General features: G+C 66.2%; 1 protein-coding gene. It reads left to right on the top strand.

Features of this window, described 5'->3' with window-relative positions; all coding sequences use genetic code 11:
• Window positions 1-92: 92 nt before the first annotated feature.
• Window positions 93-1,810, top strand: a 1,718-nt coding sequence (locus ACW9KT_RS22270; protein ID WP_457084600.1) for a sensor histidine kinase, incomplete at its 3' end; no start/stop codon positions are given.

Below are 1,810 nucleotides of genomic sequence, written 5' to 3'. Positions count from 1 at the left end.
TGCGCGATACCCTACTGCTTCAAGACCCCAAGGGCCCGCACATTTCCGAAGCCTACCGCTATTACACGGAGCCCTTTAGCACCCCCGTAGCCTTGACCCACGTCGAACACCAGTGGCAGGCGGGTCAGTTTCGGCCCGGCCCCTGGCAGGAGCCCCTGAACCTGGGCCTGCTGCATGAGCGGGTGTGGCTGCGCCTGGTGGTGCGCAACACGGAACCCGAGCGCCTGCGCTTTTTGTGGAGCCTGTTCAACTTTGCCGACAGCGCCGCCCTTTACTGCCGCCGCTCGGGCGAGGCCTCCTTTACCCGACTCGGCGCCGCCAGCTCGTGGGTACCCGCCGCCGCGCGCCCTTACCCGGCCCGCTCCCTGAGCTTTCCCTTTACCCTGGACCCGCACGAGACAGCTGAGCTCTACCTGCGCGTGGAGGTACATACGGGGGGCGTATACCTGCCCACCTATATTGAAACCGCCGAGCATTTTCTGGCCTGGGAGATGACCTTCCCCTTTGAGCGGCACTGGGTGTGGCTGCTGGGCTTTTACCTAGGCAGCGCCTTATTCAGCCTGGTGCTCTTTGCTTTCCTGCGGGACCGGATTTACCTCTGGTACGTGGCCTACGTGGGGTGCGTAACTCTGTTTCTGCTCATGGAGGACGGGCTCGATGCCCTGCTGCTGCCCGCCAGCGGGTACCGCCTGCTCTGGCTGGTCGGCCAGTTCAACTTAATGCTGCTGGCCTCGGTCATCGGCCTTAAAATTATGCAGCTGTTTCTGCGCCTGCGCAGCGGCTGGCCCGGACTGGAACGCGTGGGCAACGGGCTGGCCAGCGCGGCGGTCGTCTTTGTACTGGGGTACGCGGCCCTGTTGCCCTGGGCGGTGCGCCACAGCTTGCTGCTGGTGCGCGGGCTGAACACGACGCGCGAGCTGCTGCTGCTGGCCGTCTTTGCCTACGGCTGGGTGACGCTCCTGGCGGTGCTGCTGGCGCGCCGGCGGCAGCACCGCCGGCTGGCGGCCTTCTACACGCTTACCTATTTTTTCTTCTTCACCGGCTTCGCCGTGTTTTGGCTGAATCACGCGGGCCTGACCAGCTTCAATCCCGTGTACCCCAATCCCCTGGCCTGGGGCTTGGGACTGGAACTAGTGGTGCTCAGCGCCTTGCTCACCGGCCGCTTCCGGCACACCCTGCGCCACAATGCGCTGCTGCGCCTGCGGCAGCTCACGCTGCGCAACGCCCAAAGTGCGCGCCTGATTGCCGCCCAGGAGGAAGAGCGCGCGCAGCTGGCCCGCGAACTCCACGATGCCCTGGGCCCAAACCTGATGGCCCTGCACCTGGCCTGGCAAGGACCCGACATGCGCGCAGCCCTGGCCACGTCGCCCGCGGCCGAGGCGGTGGGCCGCCAGGTCGAGGTCTTATTGTGTCACGTACGGGACGATGTGCGCACGTTCAGCCACGCCCTGCTGCCGGTGGGGAATGGGATGGGCAGCCTCTCGGCGGCGCTGCAAGCGCTCGTGGACTTAGTTAATCTGCAGGGCCACCCCGTGGTACACCCGTATTTCGGCCCCGGTATTGACGCGGTACCCGCCCCCCTGCAGCACGCCGCGTACCGCATTGCCGCCGAGCTGCTGCATAACGCCGTGCGGCACGCCGCGGCCAGTGAAGTGCAGGTGCAGGTGCTGCGCCACCCGGCCACCCTCGAAGTATTTATAGAAGATAATGGGCAGGGCTTTGCCCCCCACGCCCCGGCCGCCGGCATCGGCCTGCGCGGGGTCCGGGCCCGCGTGGAATATCTGCACGGCCACCTCCACGTCGATAGCTC

Source organism: Hymenobacter sp. HD11105 (assembly GCF_054051685.1).
This window is presented reverse-complemented; position numbering and strand designations above follow the sequence as displayed.